The organism is Pseudomonas sp. FW305-70 (assembly GCF_058783925.1).
Genome location: NZ_JBYSYZ010000003.1, coordinates 138,425 through 160,695 on the forward strand (window position 1 = coordinate 138,425; position 22,271 = coordinate 160,695).

Here is a 22,271-nt window from a genome sequence, read left to right on the forward strand (position 1 = left end):
CTTAGCGAGCAATGGGCGTCAGGCGAAGCAAGTGAATCCGACGGCTGTCGGCGTTCAGGATGCGGAAGCGGTATGGGCCGATTTCAGTGATTTCGTTACGTTTTGGCAGATGCCCGAACGCACTCATCACCAGACCGCCAACGGTGTCGAATTCATCATCGGAGAACTCGCTGTCGAAAAATTCGTTGAAGTTCTCGATCGGTGTCAGGGCCTTGATCAGGAAATCACCGCTCGGCAGCGGCTTGATATAGCTGTCTTCTTCGACATCGTGTTCGTCTTCGATGTCGCCGACGATTTGTTCCAGCACGTCTTCGATGGTGACCAGGCCTGCCACGCCACCGTACTCGTCGATGACGATGGCCATGTGGTTGTGGTTGGCGCGAAATTCGCGCAGCAGCACGTTAAGGCGCTTGGATTCCGGCACGAAGGTGGCCGGACGCAGCAGATCCTTGATGTTGAAGCTGTCGCCGTTCTCCTTGAGGATCAAGGGCAGCAGGTCCTTGGCCAGCAGCACGCCCATCACGTCATCGTGGCTTTCGCCGATGACCGGGTAGCGCGAGTGAGCCGAGTCGACCACGGCGGGCAGGAACTCGCGGGGTGTCTGGTTCGCCTTGATGCTGACCATTTGCGAGCGCGGGACCATGATGTCCCGCACCTGCAAGTCAGCCACCTGGATGGCGCCTTCGACGATGGCCAGCGCTTCGCTGTCCAACAGTTTGTTCTGGTGTGCATCGCGCAGCAGCTCCAAAAGCTCCTGGCGGTTTTTCGGCTCGTGGGCAAAAGCCTGGGTGAGCTTCCCCAGCCATGACTTCTGCCCGTTGCTCGATCGATCTTCGCTCATAGCGATTACTCTGAATCCTTTGTTGTTTCTGTGGGGGATAAATCGGTTTCGTCGTCCGCGTACGGATCGGGAAAGCCCAGTTCTGCAAGCAACGTTCGTTCCAGTGCTTCCATCTCCTCGGCTTCGTCGTCATCAATATGGTCGTAACCAAGCAGATGCAAGCAGCCGTGAATCACCAGGTGTGCCCAATGGGCCTTGAGTTGCTTGCCTTGTTCGGCGGCTTCACGCTCGACCACCGCCACGCAGATCACCAGATCGCCCAGCAGCGGAATGTCGAGGAACTCATCCGGCACATCGGCCGGGAATGACAAGACGTTAGTTGCGTAATCCTTTTGCCGCCAGGTGTGGTTCAGCTCGCGTCCTTCGGCTTCGTCGACCAGGCGAATGGTCATTTCCGAGTCGGCGCTGCGCTGACGCAAAGCCAGTTCGCACCACTGGCGGAACTCGGCTTCGCTGGGGGCAGGGGCTTGGGTAGCGATTTGCAGGTCAAGCTCAAGCATCGCGGCGGCTATCCTTGGCGGCTGCATCATCGGCCGCACGGGTTTCGAAGCGCTCGTAGGCTTCAACGATGCGCTGTACCAGCGGATGGCGCACGACGTCCTTGGGCTGGAAATGGGTGAAGCTGATCCCCGGCACTTCCTTGAGCACTTCAATCACATGGTGCAGGCCGGACTTGGTGCCGCGTGGCAGGTCGACCTGGGTGATGTCCCCGGTGATGACGGCCGTGGAGCCGAAGCCGATCCGGGTCAGGAACATCTTCATTTGCTCGACCGTGGTATTCTGGCTTTCGTCAAGAATGATGAAGCTGTTGTTCAGCGTGCGGCCGCGCATGTAAGCCAGTGGCGCGACTTCGATCACCTGGCGCTCGATCAGCTTGGCGACGTATTCGAAGCCGAGCATTTCGTAGAGTGCGTCATAGAGCGGGCGCAGGTACGGGTCGATTTTCTGCGACAGATCGCCGGGCAGGAAACCGAGTTTTTCACCCGCTTCGACCGCCGGGCGCACCAGCAGGATGCGGCGAATCTGCTCGCGCTCCAGTGCATCCACTGCGCAGGCGACGGCCAGATAGGTCTTGCCGGTACCGGCCGGGCCGATGCCGAAGTTGATGTCGTTACCGAGGATTTCCTTCACATAGCGCAGCTGATTCAAGCCGCGGGGGCGAATCATGCCTTTTTTGGTGCGCAGCGCCACGGACGGTTCGGCGGGGGAGTGGTTGTCCAGTTGTTCCACGGCAGATTCCTGCAGGAACAGGTGCACCATGTCTGGCGACAGCTCGGTACCCTTGGTTTCCCGGTATAGGCGGCGCAGGAGGTTTTCCGCGGAGGTGGTGTGTTTGGGCTCGCCGATCAGCTCGAATTGGTTGCCGCGATTGCGGATCTCGATGGTCAGGCGTTGTTCGATCAAGCGCAAGTGCTCGTCGAATTGCCCGCACAGATTGGCGAAGCGGCGAGCTTCAAAAGGCTCGAGGATGAAACGATGTGGTTCTATGGGTGCGTTCAAGGTCGTATTTAGCCGCCCTGGGGCAATTGAGATGAAATCAAGGATAACGCCAGTGGCGCGGGTGCGAAAGCTCTTAAATGAGGCAACCCCATTCCCGTCTCTGGCGCTGTACCTGTGGGAGCGGGCTTGCTCGCGAAGACGGAGTGTCAGTCGACTTTAAGGGTGCTGACAGACCGCCTTCGCGAGCAAGCCCGCTCCCACAGGGATATTCGGTGTTATCGGATCAGCGAACCCCGCAGCGAGTGCGGCTGCGCGGCATCGATGCGCACGTCTGCGAACTGGCCGATCAGGGTCGGATTGTCGCAGCGAAAGTTGACGATACGGTTATTCTCGGTCCGGCCTTGGAGCTCGCCCGGGTCTTTTTTCGAGTAATCGGTCACCAGGATTCGCTGGATCGAACCGACCATTTGTCGGCTGATCTCGAAACCTTGCTGGTTCAGGCGATGCTGCAGGGCGTTCAGACGCTCTTTTTTCAGTTCTTCCGGCGTGTCATCGGCCAGGTCGGCGGCCGGTGTGCCCGGGCGTTGGCTATAGACGAACGAGTAGGAAAAGTCGAAACCGACGTCGGCAATCAGCTTCATGGTTTGCTCGAAGTCTTTCTCGGTCTCACCCGGGAAGCCGACGATGAAATCCGAGCTGATACAGATGCCCGGCACGGCGGCGCGCAGCTTGCGCAGTTTGGATTTGTATTCCAGCGCGGTGTGGTTGCGCTTCATCGCGGCGAGGATGCGGTCCGAGCCCGACTGCACTGGCAAGTGCAGGTGCTTGACCAGTTCCGGCACATCGGCGTGGGCCTGGATCAGGCTGTCGGAGAACTCCAGCGGATGCGACGTGGTGTAGCGGATGCGGTCGATGCCATCGACGGCGGCAACCACGCGGATCAGCTCGGCCAGATCCGCCAGGCGCCCGTCATGGGTGAGGCCGCGATAACCGTTGACGTTCTGTCCCAGCAGTGTCACTTCGCGCACGCCGTTTTCGGCCAGGTGAATGATCTCGGCAATCACGTCGTCGAACGGCCGGCTGACTTCTTCGCCGCGGGTGTAGGGCACCACGCAGAACGTGCAGTACTTGCTGCAGCCTTCCATCACCGACACGTAAGCGCTCGGGCCGTCGATGCGCGGCTCGGGCAAATGGTCGAACTTTTCGATTTCCGGGAACGAGACGTCGACTTGCGGCAGCTTGCTGATGCGTGCGGCGTCGATCATTTCCGGCAGGCGGTGCAGGGTTTGCGGGCCGAACACCACGTCGACGTACGGCGCGCGATCGCGGATGGCCGCACCTTCCTGGCTGGCCACGCAACCGCCGACGGCGATCACCATGTCCGGGTTGGCCAGCTTCAGTTCGCGCCAGCGCCCGAGTTGGGAGTAGACGCGGTCCTGCGCACGTTCGCGGATCGAGCAGGTGTTGAGCAGGATGACGTCGGCGTCTTCAGCGCGCGCGGTGACTTCCAGGGCCTGATGTTCACCCAGCAGATCGACCATGCGCGAGCTGTCGTACTCGTTCATCTGGCAACCGTGGGTTTCGATGTAAAGCTTCTTGGCCATGGAAAGAGTCATCACGTGATTCAAAGAACCGCGCATTATAGGGAACATGTTCCAAGGTTCCTACCGCTGTGCGTCCGGCGGCTATGCTATAGTTCGCGCCCTCTTTTTTATCCCTTGATGTGTTACCCGCCCACCATGACCAAACGTGAAGCTCCAATCTACAAGGTGATTTTCCTCAACCAGGGCCAGGTGTTCGAAATGTACGCCAAGCAGATCTATCAAAGTGATCTGTGGGGCTTTCTGGAAGTGGAAGAGTTCGTCTTTGGCGAGCGCACGCAAGTGGTCGTCGATCCGAGCGAAGAAAAGCTCAAGGCTCAGTTCGAAGGCGTGGTGCGTAGTTTTGTGCCGATGCATTCGATCGTGCGTATCGACGAAGTCGAGCGTCTGGGGACCCCGAAAATCAGCGAAGCCCGCGGTGCGGTCGGCAATGTCATGCCGTTTCCGATGCCGATGCCTGAGAAGTAAGGCGCAAAACCGGGTTGCCTCATTCGCGAGCAAGCCCGCTCCCACAGGGAATAGCATTCCAATGTGGGAGCGGGCTTGCTCGCGAAGAGGCCGGAAAAAGCGCCGCAGAATTTAAGGTAGAGGCGCGAAAGGCGTACGCCCATCGGCACTCTGCAGCTCCATAAGATATTTACGGAAAATTTGCCCGAGCACCTGGGTGGCGAGTTCGAGCTCTTCGCGGGGCATTTTTTCGGTGACTTCGTCGGCGGTGTCCAGTGCGTCTTCGGCGCCGTTGACCGCCGCCATCTTCAGCAGGATATACGCCTGAACGTTATTGGCCGGTACGCCTTCGCCGTGGAAGAACATGGTACCGAGCTTGAATTGCGCCTGGGCATGGCCTTGCAGCGAAGCCTTTTCGAAATAGCTCAGGGCTTGATTGAGGTCGCGCGGTGCGTTTTTGCCTTCGTAGTAGAATTCACCCAACTCGTATTGCGCTTGCGCATCCCCTTCATCCGACGCTTTCTGGCAGGCGGCGATCGCCTGTTCCAGGTCTTGCGGCTGGGTATTGAGGATGCAGCGACCCATCGCTGGGATCAACAACGAGTTGCCGCCTGCTTGTGCGTGCGCGAGCAGGGGCTGAAGAAGCAACAGGCAGCCCAGTGCAAGGGTGCGGCCGGTGCGGTTCATGGGAATCGACTTACCTCTGAAGGGCGCGCGGACCCATCGAGGGATCCAATAAGCGCGCATTATGAAATAAGCAGGGCCAACCTTACAAAGTCTTTACTCGTTTTTCTGCTGCGCGGGAAATATATCTCCCGTTTTGCGGAGGATTTTTGCTGGCAGTGTAGGAATGGAGGCGGGCGTGTAGGTGAAAGCTGACGCTGGCAATGGCCAACGTCAGCGCTACGGCGTTATTTCAAGGCAGCGAAGGCACGCTCGGCGGCGTCCAGGGTCAGTTTCAGTTCGGCTTCGCCGTGGGCGATCGAAGTGAAACCGGCTTCGAAGGCACTCGGTGCCAGGTACACGCCACCTTCGAGCATCAGGTGGAAGAAGCGGCCGAACAGGGCTGCGTCACTGGCCATCACGTCATCGAAAGTGACGATGTCGTCGGCGCCACTGAAGTACAGGCCGAACATGCCGCCGGCTTGTGTGGTCACGAACGGAATGCCCGCCGCATCGGCGCGCTGTTGCAGGCCGTCGAGCAGGCGAGTGGTGTAGTCGGTCAGCTCGGCGTGGAAGCCCGGACGGCTGATCAGGCGCAGGGTGGTCAGGCCGGCGGCCATCGCCAGCGGGTTACCGGACAGCGTACCGGCCTGGTAGACCGGACCCAGCGGGGCGATGCGCTGCATGATTTCACGCTTGCCGCCGAAGCAGCCGACCGGCATGCCGCCACCAATGATCTTGCCGAAGGTGGTCAGGTCCGGCGTCACGCCGTAGTACGCCTGGGCTCCGCCGAGGGCGACGCGGAAACCGGTCATCACTTCGTCGAAAATCAGCACCACGCCGTGCTTGTCGCACAGGGTCCGCAGGCCTTCGAGGAAACCCGGTGCCGGCGGCACGCAGTTCATGTTGCCGGCCACTGGCTCGACGATGATGCAAGCCACATCCTGGCCGACTTCGGCGAGCATGGCTGCAACGGCGTCGATGTCGTTGAACGGCAGGGTCAGGGTGTGTTTGGCGAACGCTGCCGGTACGCCGGCCGAACTCGGTACGCCCTGGGTCAGTGCGCCCGAGCCGGCCTTGACCAGCAGGCTGTCGGAGTGACCGTGGTAGCAGCCTTCGAACTTGATGATGCTGTCGCGGCCGGTGAAGCCTCGGGCCAGACGAATGGCGCTCATGGTCGCTTCGGTGCCGGAGCTGACCATGCGCACCATTTCCATCGACGGCACGAGGGAGCAGACCAGGTCGGCCATCTGCGTTTCCATCTCGGTCGGCGCGCCGTAGGACAGGCCGTGCTCCAGCTGCTTGCGCACCGCGTCCAGCACATCCGGATGGCTGTGGCCGAGGATCATCGGGCCCCAGGAGCCGACGTAATCCACATAGCGCTTGTCGTCTTCGTCGGTGACGTAGGCGCCTTCGGCGTGCTTGAAGAACAACGGCGTGCCGCCGACGCTCTTGAACGCGCGAACCGGCGAGTTCACGCCACCGGGAATGTGTTTCTGGGCATTGGCAAACAGCGTTTCGGAACGAGACATGATCGGGTTCTCAGATTTTAAGTAATTCGTTAAAGGCGCGGGCACGGCGGGTGACTTCAGCCGTGCTCTCGGCGCCGAACAGGCCATGCACCACGGCCAGCAGATCGACCCCATGGGCCACCAGCGGGGCGGCGTTGTCCAGGGTGATGCCGCCGATCGCGCAGATTGGCAGGTGCAGTTGCTTGCGCGCCTGGTCGAGCAGTTCGAGGCTGCAGGTCGGTGCGCCGGGCTTGGTGTTGGAGTTGAAGAAGCGGCCGAAGGCGACATAGCTGGCACCTTCTTTGGCCGCCTGTTCGGCCAGTTCGAGCTGCGCGTGGCAGGTTGAACCGATGATCGCCTGACGCCCGAGCAGTGCACGGGCCGGAGTCAGCGGGCCATCGGTCTGACCCAGGTGCACGCCTACATTGAGGCGCGCGGCCAGTTCGGCATCATCGTTGATGATCAGCTGGGTCTTGTAGCGTTCGCAAAGCTCGCGCAAGGCTTCGGCCTCACGCAGGCGGCGGGCCTCGTCGCTGCTTTTGTCGCGGTACTGCAGCAAGGTGACGCCGCCTTCCAGCGCCGCCTCCACGTACTTGAGCAACTTACCGTCCAGCAAATGGCTGTCGGTAATGGCGTACAGGCCACGTAATTTCATCGGACAAGCCTCACCGCATTACAAAAGGAAGTTACGAACAGAAATCCAGCGGCAGGCGACGCGGCACAAACTGGCCTTTGCCCAGCTGCTCGGCGTCACGCAGGGTGCGCCATGTGTAGTTAAGCGCGGTCTGCACGGCGCTGGCGAGGTTTTCACCCTGGGCCAGACGACCGGCCAGTGCGCTGGCCAGGGTGCAACCGGAACCGTGATAGCTGCCGGGCAGTCGCTGGCAGGTAAAGGTTTCGCGCAGGCCGTCGCGGCTGTACAGGCGATTGTGGATTTCGGTTTCGTCGCCATGGCCGCCGGTGATCAGCAGGTGTTTGACGAACGGCAAGAGTTTTTCAGCGCACTCGTCCGCGGTGCCTTCGGGCAGTTCGGCGAGGATCCGGGCTTCGGGAAGGTTGGGAGTGGCAATGATCGACAAGGGCAGCAGGCGTTCGCGCATGGCGTAGCCGACTTCGTCCTTGCCCAGGCGTCCGCCGCCGCCGGCGCGCAGCACCGGGTCGCAGACCACTGGCAAATGCGGGTGCGCCGAAAGCAGTTCGACCACGGTGTCGACCATTTCCAGGGAACCGAGCATGCCCAGTTTGACCGCCGCGACTTCGGAATCGTTGAGCACGGCATTGGCCTGGGCCAGTACCCACTCACGGTCGAGGACGCGGAAGTCAGTGACATTGACGGTGTCTTGCACGGTCAGGGCGGTGACGGCCGGAGCCGCATGGCATCCCTGAGCGAGCAGGGCTTCGATATCTGCCTGCAAGCCGGCGCCACCACTTGGGTCGTGGCCGGAGAGACAGAGGACAACGGGGCGAGAGCTGTAGATATTCATGGTGCGCGAGCTTACCACCAAACGTTGATTTTCGGGTGTGGTGACATCCAGTCTGCCTGTTCCATTGTGGCAGTGATTTGCCTGCCTCTGATTATGTCCTGGTAGTTCCTCTGGAACGCCCGTTCTAGAGCCTTTGTAGGAAATATTTCAATGGTATTTAATGGCCATCAACGGCTATGCTAGAGTGGATCCAAACCAATAACAGGTGATACCGGTTTTACGTCTGCTCAAAAGGAATGGGGGGGCTTCCTGACAGAACCGGACAGGCCACGCTGGGGCTTCAATGCGCTATTTGCTGATGTTGCTGTTGTGTTTGCCCCTCCTGGCAAACGCCGTCGAGTTCGATGAGTTCACTCAGAGCCTCCCCTTGGGCCGAACCCTGCAGGTCTATGAGGACGCAGGTGGTCAGGCGACCATCGCGGATATCCGCGCGCAAGCGGCGGCCGGCAACTTCAAGGCGCACAACAAAGACACGCTCAACGCCGGGTACTCGCGTTCGGTGTTCTGGCTGAAAATCGACCTGCATTACCGTCCGACCGATCCGGCGGCGCAACGGACCTGGCTGCTGGAACTGGCCTATCCACCCCTCGATCATCTCGATCTCTATTTGCCCGATGCGGCCGGCAACTATCAGTTGGTCAGGCAGACCGGCGATGCCTTGCCCTTCGCCAGCCGCGAGATTCGTCAGAACAACTATCTGTTCGACCTGACGTTCAAACCTGAGCAGGCCGAAACCCTATTCCTGCGATTGCAAAGCGAAGGCTCGATCCAGGCACCGGTAACCTTGTGGTCGAGCACCGCCTACCTCGAAGAGCAGCCTGTGCGCCTCTACGTACTGGGGCTGATCTACGGCGTGTTGCTGGGGATGCTGGTCTACAACCTGTTCATCTACCTCAGCGTGCGCGACACCAGTTACCTCTACTACATCTTCTATATCGCTTCGTTCGGCTTGTATCAGCTGTCGGTCAATGGCGCGGCGGTGCAGTATTTCTGGCCGGACAACCCTTGGTGGGCCAACGCCGCGACGCCGTTTTTCATCGGCTGCGCGGGCCTGTTCGGCAGTCAGTTCGCCCGCAGTTTCCTGCAAATGGCTATCCACAGTCGCTGGCTCGATCGCTTGTTGCTGGCGCTGGTCGCCTTCAGTGCGCTGGTGGTTGGCCTGTCATTGATGACCAGCTACGCCCTGGCCTTGCGCCTGGCCACGGCCCTGGCGCTGACGTTCACGGTGGTGATTTTTGCCGCCGGGATCTTTGCCTGGTTGCGGGGCCTGCGCGTCGCGCGGTATTTCATTATTGCCTGGTCGGCGTTTTTGCTCGGCGGCATCGTCAATACGTTGATGGTGCTTGGATACCTGCCGAATGTGTTCCTGACCATGTATTCCAGCCAGATCGGCTCGGCCATCGAAGTGGCGTTGTTGTCCCTGGCACTGGCCGACCGCATTAACGACATGCGCGAGCAGCAGGCGCAAACCCTGTTCGACGCCAGCCAGAAGCTTGAAATCCTCAACCAGCAACTGGCTCGCAGTAACAAGCTCAAGGACGAATTCCTGGCCACCCTGACCCATGAACTTCGCACGCCCATGAACGGTGTGATCGGTTCACTGGAATTGATGCAGACGGTCGAAATGGACCCGGAGCTTGAGCAGTATCAGCAGACGGCTTCGGGGTCGGCGCGGGACATGATGCGCATGGTCAACGGTATCCTGACCCTCACCGAACTGCAGGCCGGCAAGCTCCAGGCCTCGACCGACACTTTCAGCTTGCGCGGCATGGTCGAGGCGCTGCGCACGCAGTTCGAGGGCAACGCTTCGAGCAAGTCGCTGGACTTCAAGGTCGATGTCGCATCCGGTGTGCCAGATCGCGTGCACGGCGACAACGCCAAGATTGCGCAATGCCTGGAGTGTCTGCTGGACAACGCCATCAAGTTCACCCGGGTCGGCGGCCTGGCCTTGCGGGTGACCGGCAATGCCACTGGGCCCGACCGGCTGGCGTTGACCTTTGCGGTGATCGACACGGGCATTGGCTTCACCGATCTGGGAGAGGCCACGATGTATCAACGGTTCTTCCAGGTCGATGGCTCTATGACCCGTGAATACGGCGGCCTGGGTGTTGGTCTGGCGATTTGCCGACAGTTGGTCGAATTGCTTGGCGGACGCCTGACGCATCGTTCCGAGCCAGGACGCGGCAGTCGGTTTCAGCTGGATGTGGAAGTCGGGTTGCCGGTGGTCGAACGCCCGCTGGCGCCGCTGATGTCCCGGGATTTTCCGCGCCTGCGCTTGCCTCAGGATTGTGCCGTGTTGTTGGTGGATGACAACAGCATCAGCCAGTTGGTGATGCGCGGCATGTTGCTCAAGCTGGGGTTCCGCGTGCGTACGGCCGACGGAGCCGATGTCGCGCTCGACCTCCTGCAGCGCGAAGTGTTTGACGCGGTGCTGGTCGATTGCCAACTGCCGCGTCAGGACGGTGAGTCGCTGTGCTGCCGGATCCGCGCGCTGCCGGGCCATGCCGAGCTGCCGTTGTTCATGATCGCCCTGGGGGGTGACCGTGAACGCTGCCCGACCGGTGCGTTGATTGATTACTTGAGCAAGCCGGTGAAATTCGAAGACTTGCAGGCCGCACTCTACCGCCGGGTGCTCTGCTCGCAACAGGGCGAAAGCGCCGATAGTTAGGCGGATATGACACTTTGTTCGGTTGAGGGGCGGTGCTTAACTGAAGTCCCTTGGCCGACCAAAGGAGCCCAGTCATGAACCTGCATCAGTTTGCCGAAACCCACGAAGTCACCAACCAGCCACCGTCCCTGGACGGCGCCAACCTCTACCGCATCGACTTGCCGTTGCAAGAATGGTCGCGGCGGTTCGGGGCCGGTTGGGCCGAATCGCGGATCGACGCTTACGGGGCGCTGGCCGGTGGTCCGTTGATGGAAGCCGGGTTCCTTGCCAATCAGAACAAGCCGGTGTTCAACAGTCATGACCGCTTTGGTCATCGCATCGATCTGGTGGAATTTCATCCGGCCTATCACCAACTGATGCGCACGGCAGTCGAGCACGGCCTGACCTCGTTGCCCTGGGCGCACCCGCAGGACGGCGCTCATGTGGCCCGCGCTAGCATGTCGTATCTGCACAGCCAGGCCGAAGCCGGCAGTGGCTGTCCGTTGACCATGACCTTCGCCAGCGTTCCGGCCATGCGCCTGCAGCCGGACCTGGCGCAAAAGTGGTTGCCGAAAATCCTCGCCACCGAATACGACCCGCGTAACGTCGGCATGGCCCACAAGGCCGGGGTCACCATCGGCATGGCCATGACCGAGAAGCAGGGCGGCACCGATGTGCGGGCCAACACCACCAAGGCGTATCCGGTCGGAGCCAGCGGTCCGGGCCAGGCCTATGAGTTGGTGGGGCACAAGTGGTTTTGCTCGGCGCCGATGTGCGACGCCTTCCTGACACTGGCACAGACCGACAAGGGCCTGACCTGTTTCCTGCTGCCGCGCCATCGCCCGGACGACACACGCAATCAGTTCTACATCCAGCGCCTGAAGAACAAGCTCGGCAATTGCTCCAACGCGTCCAGCGAAGTGGAGTTCCGCGGCGCACTGGCGTGGATGATCGGTGAAGAGGGGCGTGGCGTTCCGACGATCATCGAGATGGTCGCCATGACCCGCTTCGATTGCATGGTCGGTTCCAGTTCGCTGATGCGTCAGGCACTGACCCAGGCCAGCCATCATTGCGCTCATCGTTCGGTCGGCGGCAAACTGCTCAGCGAGCAGCCATTGATGCAGAACGTGCTGGCGGATCTGGCGCTGGAAAGCGAAGCCGCCCTGGCCTTGAGCCTGCGCATGGGCCGGGCGCTGGATCATCTGGATGATTCGCAGGAAGCCAGGTTCGCCCGGTTGGTAACGGCGGTGGGCAAGTACTGGATCTGCAAGCGGGCGCCGGCGATGATCAATGAAGCCGCCGAATGCATGGGCGGCGCGGGTTATGTCGAAGACAGCATTCTGCCGCGGCTTTACCGCGAGGCGCCGGTGAATTCGACGTGGGAAGGTTCCGGCAACGTGCAGTGCCTGGACGTGCTGCGTGCCCTGTCAAAAGAACCGGGCGTGCTCGATGCACTGTTCAGCGAGTTGGGCGACGGCCATGGCGACAAGCGCCTTGCCGCGCACATCCAGCAATTGCAGGCGGCCTTCAAGGACACCAGCGACATTCAGTACCGCGCCCGGCAACTGACTGAAGACATCGCCTTGGGGTTGCAGGCCAAGTTGCTGCTGGAAGCCGGGAATTCGGTGGTCAGTGATGCCTTCATCGCCAGTCGCCTGGACGGTGGCGGCCGGGTGTACGGCGCGTTGCCACGCGGCCTGGACGTGGAAGCCATTGTCGCCCGATCGACCCCGCAGGGTTTCTGATCCCAGGTGCAAGGTCACCACTGGCCAATGTGGGAGCGGGCTTGCTCGCGAATGCGGTTTCACATTCAACCTTGATGTGACTGACAGACCGCTTTCGCGAGCAAGCCCGCTCCCACATTTGATCTGCGGCGCGCCCCGGGGTTTGTGTAGCAATCACTGTTCCCGTGAAGCGACGATGCAGGCAAGATGAAGGTCTGCAAGTCAGAACACAGGATGCTGATCGTGACCGAAGCTTTTATTGTCGTTCAAACCGCCGAGCAAGCCGTGGATCGGCTTGCACTCTTGCACAATCGTGCAACCACCGCGCTGAGTCAGGCGCTCAAGCGTTACCTCAAGGACCGCGTCGAGCCTGATGCCGAGCAGCGGGCGTTGTTCCGGTATCCCGAGCTGCGCCTGACCTACCACTGCCAGGGCGAAGTCCCGCAGACCACGCGTGCCTATGCCAAGGTCCAGCTGCCGGGCACCTACAGTGTCACCGTCACCCATCCGTCGGCTTTCCGTAAGTACCTGCTGGAACAACTGGTTCCGTTGATGCACGACTTCACCGTGACGGTGGAAGTCGGTGTCAGCCAGCAGAACATCCCGTATCCGTATGTGGTCGAGCAGGGCGATGAACTGGGAGGTTCCGGCGTCACCGCCGCCGTGCTGGCGCGGGTGTTCCCGAGTACCGACCTGTCGGCCGCGACCGACGGCATTGCCGACGGTTTGTACGACTGGGAAAACACCGATCCGCTGCCCCTGGCGCTGTTCGATGCCGCGCGGGTGGATTTCTCCCTGCGCCGACTGGTGCATTACACCGGCAGCGACTGGCGCCATGTGCAACCGTGGATTCTGCTGACCAACTACCACCGCTATGTCGACCAGTTCATCGTCCACGGCCTGGAACAATTGCGCCAGGACCCGCGCTTCGTGCGCATGGTGCTGCCGGGTAACGTGATCATCGAAAAAAGCATGGATCACGGCGAAGCCTCGGCGATTGCCGCCGGCGTGGTCTGGCACCGTTACCAGATGCCGGCCTATCACCTGATCGCCAGTGACGGCCACGGCGTGACCCTGGTCAACATCGGTGTCGGCCCGTCCAACGCCAAGAACATCACCGACCACCTCGCCGTTCTGCGTCCGCATTGCTGGCTGATGATCGGCCACTGCGGTGGCCTGCGTCAGTCGCAGACGATTGGCGACTACGTGCTGGCCCACGCCTACATGCGCCGCGACGGCATTCTCGACCGGGTCGTGCCGCCAAACATTCCGATTCCGGCCCTGGCCGAAGTGCAACTCGCGCTTCAGCAGGCGGCGGCCAACATCACCGGCGAGAAGGGCGACGAACTGAAAAAACGCCTGCGCACCGGCACTGTGCTGACCTACGACGACCGTAACTGGGAGCTGCGCTGGGCGCAGGAACGGCCGCTGATCAACCTGTCCCGCGCCGTGGCGGTGGACATGGAAAGTGGCACCATCGCCGCCCAGGGTTATCGTTTGCGGGTGCCGTACGGCACGCTGCTCTGCGTCTCGGACAAACCGCTGCACAGCGAAATCAAGTTGCCGGGCTCGGCCAACGCCTTCTATGAGCGCGCGGTCAGCCAGCACTTGAAGATCGGTATCGAGGCGGTGGATCTGTTGCGCACCGAACTCAATTCACTGCACTCGCGCAAACTGCGCAGCTTCGACGAACCGCCGTTCCGCTGATTCGCGATGGTCATTTAGCGGTCGGGGCACTAGCATTGTCAGCCCTGACCGTTAGATGTTTCCTTTCTCATGTCTCGTCCTCCTCAACGTCCCGTTTCCCGCCGCCCAGGCACGAAACCGTCGCCTGCAGCCCCGCGCCGTGTCGCCAAGGCACCACCGGCCGAGCCGAAGCTGATCCTGTTCAACAAACCCTTCGATGTGCTGACGCAATTCAGTGACGGCGAAGGGCGCGCGACGCTCAAGGACTACATCGATGTACCGGGAATCTATCCGGCGGGACGGTTGGATCGCGACAGCGAAGGCTTGTTGTTGCTGACCAACGACGGCCAGCTTCAGGCGCGAATCGCCGACCCGAAGCACAAACTGGCCAAGACCTATTGGGTGCAGGTCGAGGGCGAACCGAGCGCCGAGCAATTGCAGCGCCTGCGTGACGGCGTCGAATTGAATGACGGCATGACCTTGCCCGCCGAGGCGCGGCAACTGGACGAGCCCGAGCTATGGCCGCGCAATCCGCCGGTGCGCTTTCGCAAAAGCGTGCCGACCAGCTGGCTGGAGTTGGTGATTCGCGAAGGGCGCAACCGGCAGGTGCGGCGCATGACCGCTGCGGTCGGTTTGCCGACCTTGCGCCTGGTGCGGGTCAGGATCGGTGACTGGACGATCGAAGGGCTCGATCAGGGACAGTGGAAAGAAGTACCGGCGCGCTTATAAGGTGCCGGATTCGATCAGGCCGATCACCACGCTCTTGATGATGAACGCGGCCACGCCCAGGCCCAGCACGAAGAACAGGATGAACGAGCCAAAGCGCCCGGCCTTGGACTTCTTCGCCAGATCCCAGACGATGAAACCCATGAAAATGATCAGGATCGTGACCAGACCGGTCATCATCCACTCTTCAAAAACTGCAGGATCCATCGAACATCTCCAGCGCGAGCGAGGCTAAAAGGGCGCGGGGAGTATACGCCAAGGGAGAATGGCGGTGAGTTGACCTGCGTCGGTGTGTCGCAGTCATTCGTCGCCTGTGCCGGCCTCTTCGCGAGCAAGCCCGCTCCCACATTTAACCGAGTTCTACCATGAGAATGCGGTCGATTGTGGGAGCGGGCTTGCTCGCGAAGACGTCATCAGCTACGCAGATGAGTCAGAGGCAGTTCGGTGCTGTTCAAAACCTGGTTCAGCACAAAACTCGAACGCACGCTGGTCACGCCTTCAATCCGGGTCAGGTGCCCGAGCAGCAGTTTCTGGTAGTGATCCATGTCCGGCACCACGACCTTGAGTTGATAGTCGGCATCCATCCCGGTCACCAGGCTGCATTCGAGCACTTGGGGCAAGGTGCGAATGGCCGCTTCGAAGTTCTCGAAACGTTCCGGCGTATGACGGTCCATACCGATCAGCACGTAGGCCGTCAGGCTCAGGCCGAGCATTTTGCGGTCGAGCAGGGCGACCTGACGGGAAATGTAGCCGTCGTCTTCCAGTTGCTTGACCCGCCGCGAGCACGGCGAAGGCGACAGACCGATGCGCTCGGCCAACTCCTGGTTGGAGATGCGTGCGTCGCGCTGCAATTCCGCCAAAATACTCAGGTCGTAACGATCGAGCTTGCTCATCAATCAGTCCTTTGTCGTAACTATTGCGGCAGATTATGTATCCGGGGTTAAAAATTGCGCAAGTGATGTTTAATTGAGCAATCTTCGCAATCCTCTGTCGGCGCTCACGGCCTATTCTTATCACCAGAATCACTGCTCGGACAAACAGTCCAGTGCGGCTCGCCCAATCAGGCCCGCCGCGGTCGCCACCCCCACCGGGGATGTGCCGGCCCCCGAGCTACACACTGTCCAGAAGACGGCGTGAGGTGAGCCGGCGCCACAAGCGTTGAGCCAGGACGAAGTTCTCCAGGGGGAGGCCGACGGGTCTCCCCTTTTTCTTGCGTGTGGAATTTGACCCTCCTGGCCTCAATAAATAAGTTGCGCGACTGATAACCTGTCGCAGAACCGGTCACTGCTTTCCCAGTCTTACGTACAGGCCCTGACCCGCAATGAGGATAAGCATGAAATCGCGCATCTGGCGTTTGGCCGGTGTTGGTTTGCTGTGTGTCAGTGTCACTGCGCAAACGCTGGCCGATGAGCAGCAAAACCGTGGCCATGATGGCGGGCAGCACGGCCAGGATGGGCATCAGGGTGGTAACCAGGGGGGGAGTCAGGGCCGTGGTGGCAACAACCAGCCACGCCCGCAGAACGGCCCGCCGCAGAACCCGCCGCGTGCGCAGAACAACGACAACCGCCAGTACGAGCACAACGGCCAGAATCAACATCAGAACAATAGCCAGAGGCAGCCCCGTCCAGCGCCGGATTTCAACAGCCCGGTTCGCTCACCGCCGCCGCCCCCGCAGTTGCCGGCCACTGACATGCCGATCCAGCCCCGCCCCGACACCGTGCGCCAGACCCAGCCGCCGCGGCGCGGTGACTATCAGGATCAGCACTACCAGGATCAGCCGCATCGCAACGATTACAATCAGCGCTGGAAGGGCTATATCGGTGCGCCGACCCATGACAATCACTGGGACGGACGCCCGAGTGGACGCGGTAACGGCTGGGGGCCAGGCCCCAGGTATCGCCCCGGACAGGTGATCGACCGCTTCCCCGAGCGTAACTTGCGCGTGCCTTACCGTGGCATGGATTACTACTATTCCGGTGGCTACTGGTATCGCCCGCTGGGCCCGCGTTATGAGGTGGTAGCGCCGCCTCGGGGGATTCGCGTCAGCTACCTTCCTGATTACGCCGAGCAGATATGGATCGGCGGGGCGCTGCTGTTCCTCGCGGCCGGTTCGTATTACGCCTATCAGGAGAGCACCCGGGATTACGTCGTGGTCGAGCCGCCGGTTGGCCAACTGCAGTCGCCACCACCGGCCGCCAGCAATGGTTATGACGTGGAGGCGTACCCGGCCAACGGCCAGTCGCCGGAGCAGGTCAGTCGCGATGGCTACGAGTGTTATCAGTACGCGGTGCAGCAGAGTGGTTTCGATCCACGCACCGCCACCTACCAGCCAGACCCGTCGGTGGTGCAAGCTTACCGACAGGCCCAGGGCAATTGCCTGAGCAGTCGTGGTTATCAGGTCAACTACTGAACCCGAGCGGATTTCACCACTTCCTGCGGGTCGGCGTGCACCAGCACTTCGGCGCGCGGGTAGGCGTCGTGAATGGCCGCGGCAGCCTGATCGCTGATGCCGTGGGCCACTGACAGCGTCAGTTCCCCCGGCAGCTCCAGATGCAACTGCACAAACCACTGGTTGCCGGAGATCCGCGTGCGCAGGTCATGGGCACCCAGCACGCCGGGCACGCTGCACGCCAATTCCAGCATGTGCTGGCTGACCTCCGGCGGCAGTTCTTCATCCATCAACACCGCAAAGCTCTCCCGGGCGATCTGCACAGCGCTCCACAGAATGTAGGCGGCGATTCCCAGACCGAACCAGGGGTCGACCTGATGCAGGCCATACCCGGCCAGCACCAGCGCGATCAGAATGCTGCCGTTGAGCAGCAGGTCCGAGCGGTAGTGCAGGGAGTCGGCGCGTACCGCGTTGGAGCCGGTGGCCTTGACCACCCGATGTTGAAACATCAACAACGCCAGGGTCAGTACGAGGGAGAACACAATCACGCCGATACTGATCCACGGTGCGCCGACCGGTTCGGGATGTTTGAGCCGATCATAGGCCTGCAACGCAATCAGTACCGCACTGCCGCCAATGAACAACGCCTGGGCCATGCCCGCCAACGACTCGGCCTTGCCGTGCCCGTAGCGATGATCATTGTCGGCGGGGCGCAGGGCGTAATGCACCGCCAGCAGGTTGAGCAATGAGGTGACGCCGTCGAGTGTCGAGTCGGTGAGCCCGGCGAGCATGCTCACCGAGCCGCTCAGCCACCAGGCGATGGCTTTGGCGATGATCAACATGCATGCCACCGCCACCGAGGCACGGGTCGCCAGCCGCAGCAGGCGGGCGTGTTCGGAGCTGGAGGTCATAGTGGCCATCGTTCCTTGAAGAGTCCTTTCGCGTGGAGGGATTACGCGGCCGGTTGCAGGCCGAACATCGCCAGTTGCTGGGTGCTGCCTTTGCTCTGGATCAGGCGTGGATCGTCCAGCGGGAAGCTGCGACCCAGCTCGCTTTCCAGAATAGTCTGCAACTTGCGGTTATCGACCTGGCCGTCCGGGCCGATGGCGTCCTTGAGCTTTTGCGGATCGACCTGGGCGGTCTTGCCCGGCTCGAAGTAAATCGCGCCGGTGGCGAAGTCCACGGCAAACGCGATCAGGCCGGGGATGATGTAGAACAGCAGGCCCACGGCATCGAGCGCGGCGATGGCCGGGTCGATCTTGCCTTCGATCTGGCCACGGCGGTCGGGGTAGAAAATCGACCCGCAGGCGGTCACTTGAGTCAGCAAGGTTGCGACCAGAACACCGCCAATCAGGCGAAAGGGAGCACGCATATGAAATCTCCTGAGTAGAACGCCAAGAACGTTACTGGTTAGAGCCCAGACTACGACAAACAGTTCGCCGTTATACTCGCGCCTCTGTTTGGGAGCCAGCATGATTTCTTTGCCGATCGATGAAGTTTTACCCGCCCTGCGTGAAGCCCTCGCTACACGCCACGAAGCCGTGCTCGAAGCTCCGCCCGGCGCCGGTAAAACCACCCGCGTACCCTTGGCCTTGCTCAACGAACCGTGGCTGGCCGGGCAGACCATCCTGATGCTCGAACCCCGCCGGTTGGCCGCGCGCGCAGCGGCGGAACGGCTGGCCAGTGAGCTGGGGGAAAAGGTCGGCGAAACCGTGGGCTATCGCATTCGCCTCGACAGCAAAGTCGGCCCCAATACCCGAATCGAAGTGGTCACCGAAGGCATCCTCACCCGACGCCTGCAGGATGACCCGGCGCTGGAAGGCGTGGGCCTGCTGATTTTCGACGAGTTTCACGAGCGCAGCCTCGACGCTGACCTGGCCTTGGCCCTGAGCCTCAATGGTCGCGAACTGTTCCGTGACGATCAGCCGCTGAAAATTCTCTTGATGTCCGCCACGCTTGAAGGCGAACGCCTGGCCGGGTTGCTCGACGACGCGCCGATCCTGCGCAGCGAAGGGCGCATGTACCCGGTGGCGATGCGCTGGGGCCGGCCGTTCCAGGCCGGTGAATTCATCGAGCCGCGCCTGGTGCAGACCCTCCTCGAAGCCTTGAACGACGAGACCGGCAGCGTGCTGGTGTTCCTGCCGGGGCAAGCGGAAATCCGCCGCGTGCATCAGCAATTGGCCGATGCCTTGGGTGACAACCCACAGGTTCTGCTGTGTCCGTTGCACGGTGAACTGGACCTGACGGCGCAACGGGCGGCGATCGATCCGGCGCCGCCGGGCAAGCGCAAAGTGGTGCTGGCCACCAACATCGCCGAAACCAGTTTGACCATCGACGGCGTGCGCGTGGTGATCGATGCCGGGTTGGCGCGGGTGCCGCGTTTCGACCCGGGCAGCGGCATGACCCGTCTCGACACCCAGCGCATTTCCAAGGCCAGTGCGACCCAGCGCGCGGGCCGGGCCGGGCGTCTGGAACCCGGTGTTTGTTATCGCCTGTGGTCCCAGGACCAGCACGAGCAACTGGCGGCTTATGGCAGTGCGGAAATCCTCTCGGCGGACCTTGCCGGGCTGGCCCTGCAATTGGGGCGCTGGGGTGTGACACCCGGGCAACTGGTGTGGCTTGACGTGCCACCGGCCGCCGCTTATGCACAGGCTCAGGATCTGCTCGAACGCCTGGGCGCACTGGCCGGCGAAGCGCTGACCCGTCACGGCCAGGCCATGGCCGAACTGCCGGCCCATCCGCGTATCGCGCATTTGCTGTTGCGCGGCCAGGCGCTGGGTCTGGCGGAGATGGCTTGCGATGTCGCCGCACTGCTCGGCGAACGCGATATTTTGCGTGGCGCCGGGGCGGACTTGCACAGCCGACTGGTATTGCTGTCTGGCGAAGAACGCGCCGCACGTGGCGCGCAGGGTGGCGTGCAACGCGCACGGCAACTGGCGCGGCAGTATCGTGGTTACTTGCGCGGCAAAGCCTCGGAGCCGGTCAGCGATCCGGATCACCCGCGCTGGCTCGGTGCGTTGCTGGCGCTGGCCTATCCCGACCGCGTCGCCCAACAACGGCGCGCCGGTGGTGCGGAATATCGCCTGGCCAACGGTCGTGCCGCGCTGTTCGCCGAGGCCGACAGCCTGATGAAGCAGCCGTGGCTGGTGATCGCCGATCTGGGCAGTCGCCAGGGGCAGCGAGAAGAGCGGATTTACCTGGCGACGGATTTCGATCCGGCACTGTTCGACTCAGTGCTGGCCGAGCAGGTGCGTTGCGTCGATCAACTGGATTGGGATGAGCGCGAAGGTGTGCTGCGTGCCGAGCGTCAGCGCAAGGTTGGTGAATTGATCCTCAGCCGTGAACCGCTCACTGGTCTCGACGAAAGCGCCCGCAGCCAGGCGCTGGTGAATCTGGTGCGGCGCAAAGGCCTGGAACTGTTGCCATGGACGCCGGAGCTGCGTCAGTGGCAGGCACGAGTGGCGTTGTTGCGGCAACTGGACCTCGCCGGCAAGGGCGAGAGCGAGTGGCCGGATGTCAGCGATGCCGCGTTGCTCAAAGGCCTGGAACACTGGCTGATGCCGTATCTGGGCAAGGTGTCGCGGCTCAGTCACTTCGCCAATCTGGACCTGTCGAGCATCGTCCACAACCTGCTGCCGTGGCCGCTGCCGCAGCGGCTGGACGAGTTGGCGCCGCATCATTTGAGCGTGCCGTCGGGCTCGTCGATTCGCCTGGACTACAGCGAACAGCCGCCGATTCTGGCGGTGCGTCTGCAGGAGTTGTTCGGCCTGGCCGAAACCCCGCGTATCGCCGGAGGGCGGCAAGTGGTCAAGCTGCATCTGTTGTCCCCGGCGCGGCGGCCGGTGCAGGTCACGCAGGACCTGGCGAACTTCTGGCGCAGCACTTACGCCGAAGTGAAGAAGGATTTGAAGGGGCGGTACCCGAAGCATTACTGGCCGGATGATCCGTTGGTGGCCGAAGCGACTGCGCGGATCAAGCCGCGTAAATAGTCATTTGGATGCGAACTCTGTGGCGAGGGGGCTCGCCACAGGGGATCAGTCTGAGCGTTCGGACTTGGCGGTCAGTTGCTCGCGGCAATAGTCGGCAAACAACTGCGCCGGTTTGGTCAGTTGCCCGCGCTTGAGCCAGGCCGCCACCAGCCCGGAGCCGGTGACGTCTTCGGCGATGTCCACGCACACCACTTTCTGCCCGTCGTAGGTGCACTCCGAATGCGGCTTGGTCACCAGGATCGAGAAACCAAAGCCTTGTCCGACCATGCCGCGCACCATCTCGATCGATGGCGAGCTGAAGGCAATGCGCGGGGTCAGGCCCAACTCTTCGAACAGGCTGACGAAATAGGTCCGGCTCGGCTGCACGTCCAAAAGAATCATCGGCTCCAGGTACAGGTCCCGCAGTGAGACTTGTGCCTGCTGGGCAAAACGGTGATCGGCCGGCAGCAGCGCGTAAGGCCGTTGCGCCGGCATCAAGGGTTCAGTTGCGATGGTGCCGTCGAGATCGTGCTCATAGAGGATCGCCAGGTCGAAGGCGCCGGAGGTCAGGCCCTGCACCAATTCTTGCTGCTCGCCGTCGCGGATGCGGATTTCCACTCCGGGGTACAGCGCCGAAAACCCGGCAATCAATTGCGGCAGGTACAGCGGCGCGACGGTTTCGAAGCAGCCGATATCGATCTGCCCGGACACCACATCGTTGTCGGCCAGGGCGTTCTGCTCGAACTCCTTGGCCATGCGCAGCAGTTCCTGGGCCTTGCGGTAGAAGCGAGCACCGCTGGGCGTCAGTGACACGCCCTGGGCGTGATGGCGAATCAGCAGTTGCACACCGAAGCTGTCTTCCAGCCCTTTGATGGCCGTGGAGATCGACGGCTGGGCGATGTACAGCTTGCGCGAGGCCTCGGCGACGCTGCCGCACTCGACGGTGGTGATGAAGTATTTCAGTTGACGCAGATTGTAGGCAGCCACAGCAAACCTCGGGGGAGAACGACTCAGGCATCCAGGCAATTTGCGCGCCACCCCTATCCGCTCGGGTAGCGATTTGTTGTGGTTGAACAATAACCACATGCTGCGCCAGAAGGGAGATTGGCTACGTAGTTTTTTCTTGGCCTGCGAACACATTTTT

The 22,271-nt window shown here is 61.7% G+C and carries 20 protein-coding genes; 7 read left to right on the top strand and 13 right to left on the bottom strand.

The annotated features are described in order from the left end of the window. Window position 1 precedes the first annotated feature (1 nt). From AC3WN7_RS03560 to miaB, 4 genes are all read right to left on the bottom strand, one after another. On the bottom strand, window positions 2–841 hold the full coding sequence (locus AC3WN7_RS03560; protein ID WP_007975860.1) for a CorC family transporter: 840 nt from the start codon (window positions 839–841) through the stop codon (window positions 2–4). A gap of 5 nt (window positions 842–846) precedes the next feature. Next, complete coding sequence (gene ybeY / locus AC3WN7_RS03565) at window positions 847–1,341, bottom strand: rRNA maturation RNase YbeY (protein ID WP_015096963.1); 495 nt, start codon at window positions 1,339–1,341, stop codon at window positions 847–849. Continuing rightward, window positions 1,334–2,341 carry a PhoH family protein gene (locus tag AC3WN7_RS03570; protein WP_015096962.1) on the bottom strand — a complete coding sequence of 336 codons (1,008 nt, stop codon included), beginning with the start codon at window positions 2,339–2,341 and terminating at the stop codon, window positions 1,334–1,336. Before AC3WN7_RS03570 ends, ybeY begins: the two co-directional genes overlap by 8 nt. Window positions 2,342–2,556: 215 nt before the next feature. Next, entirely contained in the window at window positions 2,557–3,885 is a 1,329-nt protein-coding gene (miaB, locus tag AC3WN7_RS03575) for a tRNA (N6-isopentenyl adenosine(37)-C2)-methylthiotransferase MiaB (RefSeq protein ID WP_172435716.1), read from the bottom strand. Window positions 3,886–4,020: 135 nt separating this feature from the next. On the opposite strand from miaB, the gene AC3WN7_RS03580 reads away from it, so the two are divergent. Continuing rightward, window positions 4,021–4,350: a DUF1820 family protein gene (locus AC3WN7_RS03580; protein WP_003185742.1), complete on the top strand. Its 330-nt coding sequence runs from the start codon at window positions 4,021–4,023 to the stop codon at window positions 4,348–4,350. Window positions 4,351–4,461: 111 nt separating this feature from the next. On the opposite strand, the gene AC3WN7_RS03585 is transcribed toward AC3WN7_RS03580, so the two are convergent. From AC3WN7_RS03585 to AC3WN7_RS03600, 4 genes are all read right to left on the bottom strand, one after another. Further along, on the bottom strand, window positions 4,462–5,016 hold the full coding sequence (locus tag AC3WN7_RS03585; protein WP_102673656.1) for a tetratricopeptide repeat protein: 555 nt from the start codon (window positions 5,014–5,016) through the stop codon (window positions 4,462–4,464). Window positions 5,017–5,240: 224 nt separating this feature from the next. Continuing rightward, the gene (gene hemL / locus AC3WN7_RS03590) at window positions 5,241–6,524 is read right to left on the bottom strand and encodes a glutamate-1-semialdehyde 2,1-aminomutase (protein ID WP_102673655.1); all 1,284 of its coding nucleotides are present in this window, start codon (window positions 6,522–6,524) and stop codon (window positions 5,241–5,243) included. Between the two features lie 10 nt (window positions 6,525–6,534). Continuing rightward, window positions 6,535–7,158: a thiamine phosphate synthase gene (gene thiE, locus AC3WN7_RS03595; protein WP_095965708.1), complete on the bottom strand. Its 624-nt coding sequence runs from the start codon at window positions 7,156–7,158 to the stop codon at window positions 6,535–6,537. A 31-nt stretch (window positions 7,159–7,189) separates the two neighbouring features. Beyond that, window positions 7,190–7,987 carry a hydroxymethylpyrimidine/phosphomethylpyrimidine kinase gene (locus AC3WN7_RS03600; RefSeq protein ID WP_057713171.1) on the bottom strand — a complete coding sequence of 266 codons (798 nt, stop codon included), beginning with the start codon at window positions 7,985–7,987 and terminating at the stop codon, window positions 7,190–7,192. A 283-nt stretch (window positions 7,988–8,270) separates the two neighbouring features. Here AC3WN7_RS03600 and AC3WN7_RS03605 point away from each other — a divergent pair, with 283 nt between their 5' ends. The 4 genes from AC3WN7_RS03605 to AC3WN7_RS03620 all read left to right on the top strand — a co-directional run bounded on the left by AC3WN7_RS03605 (window position 8,271) and on the right by AC3WN7_RS03620 (window position 14,773). Beyond that, window positions 8,271–10,655, top strand: a complete 2,385-nt coding sequence (locus AC3WN7_RS03605) for a hybrid sensor histidine kinase/response regulator (RefSeq protein ID WP_102673654.1) — start codon at window positions 8,271–8,273, stop codon at window positions 10,653–10,655. 74 nt (window positions 10,656–10,729) lie between these two features. Next, window positions 10,730–12,379 carry an acyl-CoA dehydrogenase family protein gene (locus AC3WN7_RS03610; RefSeq protein ID WP_095965706.1) on the top strand — a complete coding sequence of 550 codons (1,650 nt, stop codon included), beginning with the start codon at window positions 10,730–10,732 and terminating at the stop codon, window positions 12,377–12,379. A gap of 186 nt (window positions 12,380–12,565) precedes the next feature. Continuing rightward, window positions 12,566–14,065 (top strand): AMP nucleosidase, encoded by a 1,500-nt coding sequence (gene amn / locus AC3WN7_RS03615; protein WP_172435715.1) that lies wholly within the window; start codon window positions 12,566–12,568, stop codon window positions 14,063–14,065. 69 nt (window positions 14,066–14,134) lie between these two features. Beyond that, entirely contained in the window at window positions 14,135–14,773 is a 639-nt protein-coding gene (locus tag AC3WN7_RS03620) for a pseudouridine synthase (RefSeq protein ID WP_095965705.1), read from the top strand. On the opposite strand, the gene AC3WN7_RS03625 is transcribed toward AC3WN7_RS03620, so the two are convergent. Then, complete coding sequence (locus AC3WN7_RS03625; protein WP_015096955.1) at window positions 14,768–14,977, bottom strand: DUF2788 domain-containing protein; 210 nt, start codon at window positions 14,975–14,977, stop codon at window positions 14,768–14,770. The genes AC3WN7_RS03620 and AC3WN7_RS03625 overlap by 6 nt on opposite strands. Before the next feature lie 206 nt (window positions 14,978–15,183). After that, window positions 15,184–15,663, bottom strand: coding sequence for an Lrp/AsnC family transcriptional regulator (locus tag AC3WN7_RS03630; protein ID WP_007937367.1), 480 nt, complete (start codon window positions 15,661–15,663; stop codon window positions 15,184–15,186). A gap of 440 nt (window positions 15,664–16,103) precedes the next feature. On the opposite strand from AC3WN7_RS03630, the gene AC3WN7_RS03635 reads away from it, so the two are divergent. Further along, window positions 16,104–17,180, top strand: coding sequence for a DUF6515 family protein (locus AC3WN7_RS03635; RefSeq protein ID WP_095965704.1), 1,077 nt, complete (start codon window positions 16,104–16,106; stop codon window positions 17,178–17,180). Here AC3WN7_RS03635 and AC3WN7_RS03640 read toward each other — a convergent pair. Together AC3WN7_RS03640 and AC3WN7_RS03645 are read right to left on the bottom strand one after the other, a co-directional pair. Continuing rightward, window positions 17,174–18,070, bottom strand: coding sequence for a cation diffusion facilitator family transporter (locus tag AC3WN7_RS03640; RefSeq protein WP_095965703.1), 897 nt, complete (start codon window positions 18,068–18,070; stop codon window positions 17,174–17,176). The genes AC3WN7_RS03635 and AC3WN7_RS03640 overlap by 7 nt on opposite strands. Before the next feature lie 41 nt (window positions 18,071–18,111). Beyond that, the gene (locus AC3WN7_RS03645) at window positions 18,112–18,531 is read right to left on the bottom strand and encodes a polyribonucleotide nucleotidyltransferase (protein WP_102673653.1); all 420 of its coding nucleotides are present in this window, start codon (window positions 18,529–18,531) and stop codon (window positions 18,112–18,114) included. Between the two features lie 100 nt (window positions 18,532–18,631). Here AC3WN7_RS03645 and hrpB point away from each other — a divergent pair, with 100 nt between their 5' ends. Next, window positions 18,632–21,148 (top strand): ATP-dependent helicase HrpB, encoded by a 2,517-nt coding sequence (hrpB, locus tag AC3WN7_RS03650; protein WP_102673652.1) that lies wholly within the window; start codon window positions 18,632–18,634, stop codon window positions 21,146–21,148. 45 nt (window positions 21,149–21,193) lie between these two features. Here hrpB and AC3WN7_RS03655 read toward each other — a convergent pair whose 3' ends face one another. Then, window positions 21,194–22,114 (bottom strand): LysR family transcriptional regulator, encoded by a 921-nt coding sequence (locus AC3WN7_RS03655; protein ID WP_102673651.1) that lies wholly within the window; start codon window positions 22,112–22,114, stop codon window positions 21,194–21,196. Window positions 22,115–22,271: the final 157 nt, after the last annotated feature.

Excerpts from the sequence above, each read along its gene's own strand:
- AC3WN7_RS03580 (WP_003185742.1), top strand. The coding sequence starts at position 4,021 with ATGACCAAACGTGAAGCTCCAATCTACAAGGTGATTTTCCTCAACCAG.
- AC3WN7_RS03605 (WP_102673654.1), top strand. The coding sequence starts at position 8,271 with ATGCGCTATTTGCTGATGTTGCTGTTGTGTTTGCCCCTCCTGGCAAAC.
- AC3WN7_RS03600 (WP_057713171.1), bottom strand. The coding sequence starts at position 7,987 with ATGAATATCTACAGCTCTCGCCCCGTTGTCCTCTGTCTCTCCGGCCAC.
- AC3WN7_RS03560 (WP_007975860.1), bottom strand. The coding sequence starts at position 841 with ATGAGCGAAGATCGATCGAGCAACGGGCAGAAGTCATGGCTGGGGAAG.
- AC3WN7_RS03620 (WP_095965705.1), top strand. The coding sequence starts at position 14,135 with ATGTCTCGTCCTCCTCAACGTCCCGTTTCCCGCCGCCCAGGCACGAAA.
- hemL (WP_102673655.1), bottom strand. The coding sequence starts at position 6,524 with ATGTCTCGTTCCGAAACGCTGTTTGCCAATGCCCAGAAACACATTCCC.
- ybeY (WP_015096963.1), bottom strand. The coding sequence starts at position 1,341 with ATGCTTGAGCTTGACCTGCAAATCGCTACCCAAGCCCCTGCCCCCAGC.
- AC3WN7_RS03610 (WP_095965706.1), top strand. The coding sequence starts at position 10,730 with ATGAACCTGCATCAGTTTGCCGAAACCCACGAAGTCACCAACCAGCCA.
- AC3WN7_RS03635 (WP_095965704.1), top strand. The coding sequence starts at position 16,104 with ATGAAATCGCGCATCTGGCGTTTGGCCGGTGTTGGTTTGCTGTGTGTC.
- AC3WN7_RS03645 (WP_102673653.1), bottom strand. The coding sequence starts at position 18,531 with ATGCGTGCTCCCTTTCGCCTGATTGGCGGTGTTCTGGTCGCAACCTTG.
- AC3WN7_RS03585 (WP_102673656.1), bottom strand. The coding sequence starts at position 5,016 with ATGAACCGCACCGGCCGCACCCTTGCACTGGGCTGCCTGTTGCTTCTT.
- AC3WN7_RS03640 (WP_095965703.1), bottom strand. The coding sequence starts at position 18,070 with ATGACCTCCAGCTCCGAACACGCCCGCCTGCTGCGGCTGGCGACCCGT.
- amn (WP_172435715.1), top strand. The coding sequence starts at position 12,566 with ATGAAGGTCTGCAAGTCAGAACACAGGATGCTGATCGTGACCGAAGCT.
- AC3WN7_RS03625 (WP_015096955.1), bottom strand. The coding sequence starts at position 14,977 with ATGGATCCTGCAGTTTTTGAAGAGTGGATGATGACCGGTCTGGTCACG.
- miaB (WP_172435716.1), bottom strand. The coding sequence starts at position 3,885 with ATGGCCAAGAAGCTTTACATCGAAACCCACGGTTGCCAGATGAACGAG.
- hrpB (WP_102673652.1), top strand. The coding sequence starts at position 18,632 with ATGATTTCTTTGCCGATCGATGAAGTTTTACCCGCCCTGCGTGAAGCC.
- AC3WN7_RS03630 (WP_007937367.1), bottom strand. The coding sequence starts at position 15,663 with ATGAGCAAGCTCGATCGTTACGACCTGAGTATTTTGGCGGAATTGCAG.
- thiE (WP_095965708.1), bottom strand. The coding sequence starts at position 7,158 with ATGAAATTACGTGGCCTGTACGCCATTACCGACAGCCATTTGCTGGAC.